We start from the raw sequence: 5,451 nt of genomic DNA, 5'->3' as shown, positions 1-5,451 counted from the left end.
TGCGCGAATGTGTCCTGCCTGTCAACGCCGTCGCCGCCGGCCGTCGACGGACGGTGCCTGCGGTGCCACCTTGGCGGAGGGGGTGGCGGCCGGTGGCGGATCGTCGTCGCCGGCGGTGCAGCCGGCGGTGAGCAGGAGCGTGACGGCGACGGCGGTCGCGGCCGCGCGCAGCCGGCCGGGGCGGGTCACCGGTAGCCCAGCGCGCGCAGGGTCGGACCGGAGAAGACCCAGACCAGCAGGCGCAGGAACGGGTCGAGTTCGCGGCGGTAGCTGCCCACCCGGGAGCCGTAGATCGGCGCGGCGTCGCCCACCGCCGCCCGTCGCCGCTCCGCCTCGGTGGTGTACTTCTGCGCCACGTCGTGCTGCTTGCTGTCGTAGTCGAGGATGCCGTCCTCCCAGGGCTCGCCGAGGAATTCGAAGAGGCCGCGCATCGTCTTCTCCGGCTCGCTGACCGCCTCCTCGTACCGCAGCTCGTAGTAGCGGTCCGCCGGCAGGGTGGCGCCGACGGCCCGCGCGGCGCGGATGTAGCGCGGCCACTTCACCACGCACTTGACCGCGGACCAGTAGCCGAACCGTTTGCGGTGCGAGACCACCACGTCGCGTCCGTCCCGGATGAGGTGCACGATCTGGGCGTCCGGGAAGACCTCGGTGACGAAGTCGAGCGACATGGCGTACAGCGGGGTCTTGTCGGCCCACCGGGCCTTGCCCCGCGTGGCTGCGTAGTCGGCGTGCACGCCGCCGAAGAAGTGCCGGATCCGGCGCAACCAGTCCTCGCGCGGGAAACCGAAGCGGGCCAGTCGCTCCCAGTCCCGGCCGACGATCCGTCGCAGGTCCGGCAGGAACCGGGTCTCCGGACCACAACTGATCCGCGAGTGCGAGTCCAGGACGAGACGCACCATCGTGGTGCCCGACCGCTGGCAGCCGACCAGGAAGATCGGTGCGGTACGGGTTCCGGTCTCAGCCACTGTCGACCGCCTTCTTCGTCTCGGATCGGGCGTCGGCCGCGGCGCGATCGAGCCGTTCGGTCAGCTCGTCGCAGCGGGCCCGGACGCGCCTGTCGACCGGTAGCCGTCGGTGGTTCGTCGGGCCGTGCGACGCGCGTGGGGCGATGTGCGCGTGCAGCCGGGGATGGTAGGTGAAGTCGAGGAAGGCGCAGAGCCGCCGGAGCTGCGCGGCGGGCTCCGCGACCAGGCTGTCGTAGCGGCAGAGCAGCACGTCGGCCCGCTGGTCCAGGCCGAGCTGGAAGAACAACGAGTTGCGGACGTACCAGAACAGCGCGGCACCGCTGTGCGGATCCAACCCCTGCGGGTCGTGGGCCCGGATCAGCTCGACGGTGTCGGCGTCGAGGCGTTGCCCCTGCCACCGGCGGCCGATGCTGCCGTCGGCGATCGCCCGCAGGGCCCGAAGGTTGGCGTCACCGAACTTGGCGACCTCGGAGCGGGCCCGGTCGTCGACGTCGCGGTAAACCCAGAGCGCCCGCCCGGGGGTCAGCCCCGGCAGGGCCAGTAACTCGTCCACGCGGTGGCTCTCACAGAGCGGCTTGACCAGGACGTACGCGTGCCGGCTGCGCTGGAGAGTGGCGGTCAGCACCGGGTCGGGGCGCAGTTGGAAGCGGTGGAAGAGGGTGCCGTCGTTCTCGTTGCGGACCTCGACCTCTCCGGCGGCGTCCAGGCCCCGGACCAGCATGTTCGTGCCGGAGCGTTGCAGACCGACCAGGTAGACCGGCATCGCCGAGCCGGGCGTCCGGCCGGCCCGCCGCCGCCAGCGTCGCTTCGCCAGTGCGGTGCCGATCCGGTCGACCGGGTTGAGGCGGTCCTCCTCGATCAGCCGTCCGATCCCCTCGGTACGAGCCCAGCGCAGGTGCCGCCGGACCCGGCGCGCGGTGTACGCGAGCGCGGAGACCTCGTCGTCGGCTGCCACGGTCCTCCTCGTCGGACACCGGCCCCGGCCCTGCACCAGAGCGGGTGTGACCGGCGGCAGCCAGGTTATCTGGAGATCATGGCGGGAGGCCAGGCCGCGGACCGCACGGGCAGACGAAGATCACCCGTTCAGCCACATGCCAAACGTGAGCTGGACTCGCCGACCCGCCCTGCATACCGTGGGCCCTGGTCGGGGCGGGCAGACCCCGGTCATCACCCCCGGGCCCGGATCGCCCGATCGATGTGAGCAGGGCGAGTCGATGCGCGTGCTGCACGTGAACAAGTTCCTCTACCGCCGTGGCGGCGCGGAGGGGTATCTGCTCGATCTCGCCGACCTGCAACGGGTCGCCGGCGACACGGTCGCCTACTTCGGCATGAGCCACCCGGAGAACGAGTCGCCGCTGCCGTACGCCGCGCGGTTCCCGTCCGAAGTGGAGCTGGAGCCGGCGCCGAGCGGTGTGCGGCCCCGCGCGGTGGCCGTCGGCCGGATGCTGTGGTCACCGACGAGCCGCCGCGGGCTGGCCCGGGTGATCGACGATTTTCGGCCGGACGTGCTGCACCTGCACAACATCTACCACCAGCTCTCCCCGTCGGTGCTCGCCGCCGCCCGCGCCGCCGGTGTGCCGTGCGTGCTGACCATGCACGACTACAAGCTCGCCTGCCCGAGCTACCAGCTGCTGGACCGGGGCCGTCCCTGCCAGGCATGCGTCACCGGCGGCCCGTTGCAGGCGGCCCGTCGCCGCTGCAAGGACGGATCGCTGTCGCGCAGTGGCCTGCTCGCCGTCGAGTCCTGGTTGCACCGGCAGTTCGACGCGTACGACCCGGTGCAGCTCTTCGTGAGCCCGAGCGGGTTCCTGGCCGACGTGATGCGCCGAGCGGGCGTCTACCCGGACCGGCTGCGGGTGGTCAACCACTTCGTCGACCTGACCGGCGTCGCGGCCAAGCAGACCCCCGGCGGCGGTGTCGTCTTCGCCGGGCGGCTGGCGTCGGAGAAAGGTGTCGACGTGCTGATCGAGGCGGCCGCCGCGCTGCCGGACGGGGTCATCGTGGACATCGCCGGCGACGGCCCGGCCCGGCCGGAGTTGGAGGCGCTCGCCGCGCGGCGGGTGCCCGGTCGGGTCCGGTTCCACGGCCGTCTCGACAAGCCGCGCCTGCACGAGCTGATCCGGTCGGCGGCAGTGGTCGCCGTTCCGTCCCGATGGCACGAGAACCAACCGATGGCGGTGCTGGAGGCGTTCGCCTGCGGGGTTCCGGTGGTCGCCACCGACCTGGGCGGGCTTCCCGAGCTGGTCGAGCCCGAGGTGGACGGCCGCATTGTCGCGGCCGACGCGCCGACGGCCCTCGGCGACGCGCTCAACGACCTCCTGGCCGACCCGGACCGGGCGTACCGGATGGGCCGGGCGGGCCGGGCGAAGATCGCCGCCCAGTTCGCCCCGGACCGGCACCTGGACCGGATCCGTGGGCTGTACGCGGAGGCCGCCGAGGCGCTGCCGTCGCGCCGGGCCGCCGCCGGCGGGGGAGCGGCCCGGTGAGCCCGGTACGGGTGCTCTACCTCGCCGGTAGCGGTCGCAGTGGCAGCACGCTGGTGACCACGGTCCTGGGACAGTTGCCGGGCTTCTTCGCGGCCGGCGAGCTGCGGTACCTGTGGCGGCGCGGCATCCTGGAGAACCGACCCTGCGGCTGCGGCGCCCCGGTCGCCGACTGCCCGCTCTGGGCCCGGGTGCGCGCCGACCTGACCGACGCCGACCCGGCCGGGATCGCCGCCCGGTTGGCCCAGCGGCTGCGGCTGCGCGGACTGCCCGCACTGCTGCGCCGCCAGCGTCGGGGGCAGCCGCCGGTCGCGGGCCACCCCGACGACACGCACCTGGCCCGGCTCTACGCCTCGATCGCCGAGCACGCCCTGGCCGGCCGGTCGGACGGTGTCATCGTCGACTCCTCCAAGCTGCCGCCGTACGGGGCCCTGCTCGGCGGCCTGCCCGGCATCGACCTGTACGTCCTGCACGTGGTGCGCGACCCGCGCGCCACCGCGTACTCGTGGCGTCGCCGACGCCCGCTGGACGGGCGCGCCGACGACCAGCTGATGAGCCGGCCACCGGTCGGCAAGGCCGCGCTGCTCTGGCTCGTCTGGAACACCGCGACCGTACGGCTGTGGGGCGCCCGTCGCCGTGCGCCGGGCCGCTACCTGCGGGTGCGGTACGAGGACTTCGTGGCCGACCCGGCCGCTGCCACCGCCCGGATCGCCGGCTTCGTCGGCGCGATCCCCGACGAGCTTCCGTTTCCGACACCGGCCACGGTACGGCTCGCGCCCACCCACTCGGTGGCCGGCAACCCGTCGCGGCACCGCACCGGACTGGTCGACGTGGTCGCCGACAGCGAGTGGCTGACCGGGCTGCCCACCCGCGCGTACGCGGCGGTCACCGGGCTGACCGCCGTGGCGCTGACCCGCTTCGGCTACCCGTTGCGCCGCCCGGCGGCCACCTCTCCTGCCGCCCGCTTCGCCGCGGACCCGGCCGTCTCCCCGTCACCCGCCACCCGGCAGAAAGGCTGAACGATGCTCTCACTGGTGGTGGGCACCGGTCGCTGTGGTTCGACACTGGTCCAGGAGCTGCTCTCCCGGCATCCAGCGGTCGGCTTCGTCTCCGGTCTGGACGACAAACTGGCCCGGCTCAACCCGAAGGGCAGGTTCAACGGCCCGCTCTACCGGCGTTCGGCGCCGCGCCCGGCGGGGATGACCTCGCTGCGGCACAGTCGACGGTTGCTGGAGCGGGGCCGGCTCCGGGTCGCGCCGTCGGAGGCGTACCACCTGCTCGACCGGCAGGTCCTGGCCGGCTTCTCCCGACCGTGTCGGGACCTGGTCGCCGAGGACCTGACCCCGTTCGTGGCCCGGCGGTTGCGGGCCTTCTTCGACGAGCGGATCGCCCGGCAGGGCTGTCAGCAGTTGGTGCAGCACGTCACCGGGTGGCCGCGGACCGGCTTGCTGCACGCCGCGTACCCGGAGCTGCGGGTGGTCAACGTGGTGCGCGACGGCCGGGCGGTGGCCAACTCGTGGCTCCAGATGGGCTGGTGGGACGGCTGGCGCGGGCCGGACAACTGGATCTACGGCCCGCTCCCGTCCGACCTTCGGGAGGAGTGGGCCGAATCCGGTCGCTCCTTCCAGGTACTCGCCGCGCTGGGCTGGAAGATGCTGATGGACGCCTTCGCGCAGGCCCGACTGCGTCACCCGGCCGACCAGTGGCTGGACGTGCGCTACGAGGACCTGGTCGAGCAACCGCGCGAGCAGGTCGGCCGGATGCTCGACTTCCTCGGTCTGGGCTGGTCGACGGCCTTCGAGAAGGGCTTCTCCCGGTACGACTTCACAGTGGGCCGGGCGGAGGCGTACCGGGACGAACTCAGCCCGGCACAGCTCGCCGCGATCGAACGGGTGCTGGAGAAGTCCCTGGCCGAGTGGGGCTACCCGGTCTACGGAACGCTGCAGGAGTAGAGAGCAGCCGTCAGCATGCCGACCGTTCCGGTGACCGGTGTCGACGTCCAG

6 protein-coding genes are annotated in these 5,451 nt (G+C 73.0%); 3 read left to right on the top strand and 3 right to left on the bottom strand.

Annotated features, from left to right (window positions below; genetic code table 11):
- Nucleotides 1-21: 21 nt before the first annotated feature.
- From ABZ749_RS28400 to ABZ749_RS28390, 3 genes are read right to left on the bottom strand one after another with little or no spacing between them, the layout of a single operon-like run.
- Nucleotides 22-189, bottom strand: coding sequence for a hypothetical protein (locus ABZ749_RS28400; RefSeq protein WP_357233175.1), 168 nt, complete (start codon nt 187-189; stop codon nt 22-24).
- Nucleotides 186-965, bottom strand: coding sequence for a sulfotransferase (locus tag ABZ749_RS28395; RefSeq protein ID WP_357233173.1), 780 nt, complete (start codon nt 963-965; stop codon nt 186-188). Before ABZ749_RS28395 ends, ABZ749_RS28400 begins: the two co-directional genes overlap by 4 nt.
- Nucleotides 958-1,920 carry a hypothetical protein gene (locus ABZ749_RS28390; protein ID WP_357233171.1) on the bottom strand — a complete coding sequence of 321 codons (963 nt, stop codon included), beginning with the start codon at nt 1,918-1,920 and terminating at the stop codon, nt 958-960. The genes ABZ749_RS28395 and ABZ749_RS28390 overlap by 8 nt, the downstream gene beginning before the upstream one ends.
- 259 nt (nt 1,921-2,179) lie before the next feature.
- Here ABZ749_RS28390 and ABZ749_RS28385 point away from each other — a divergent pair, with 259 nt between their 5' ends.
- The 3 genes from ABZ749_RS28385 to ABZ749_RS28375 are packed head-to-tail and all read left to right on the top strand — an operon-like array spanning nt 2,180 to nt 5,400.
- Nucleotides 2,180-3,451 (top strand): glycosyltransferase family 4 protein, encoded by a 1,272-nt coding sequence (locus tag ABZ749_RS28385; protein WP_357233169.1) that lies wholly within the window; start codon nt 2,180-2,182, stop codon nt 3,449-3,451.
- The gene (locus ABZ749_RS28380) at nt 3,448-4,467 is read left to right on the top strand and encodes a sulfotransferase (RefSeq protein WP_357233167.1); all 1,020 of its coding nucleotides are present in this window, start codon (nt 3,448-3,450) and stop codon (nt 4,465-4,467) included. Before ABZ749_RS28385 ends, ABZ749_RS28380 begins: the two co-directional genes overlap by 4 nt.
- Before the next feature lie 3 nt (nt 4,468-4,470).
- Nucleotides 4,471-5,400, top strand: coding sequence for a sulfotransferase (locus tag ABZ749_RS28375; RefSeq protein WP_357198991.1), 930 nt, complete (start codon nt 4,471-4,473; stop codon nt 5,398-5,400).
- Nucleotides 5,401-5,451 lie beyond the last annotated feature (51 nt).

Origin of the sequence: Micromonospora sp. NPDC047753, from assembly GCF_040642735.1 — a bacterium.
GTDB lineage: Bacteria > Actinomycetota > Actinomycetes > Mycobacteriales > Micromonosporaceae > Micromonospora.
This window is presented reverse-complemented; position numbering and strand designations above follow the sequence as displayed.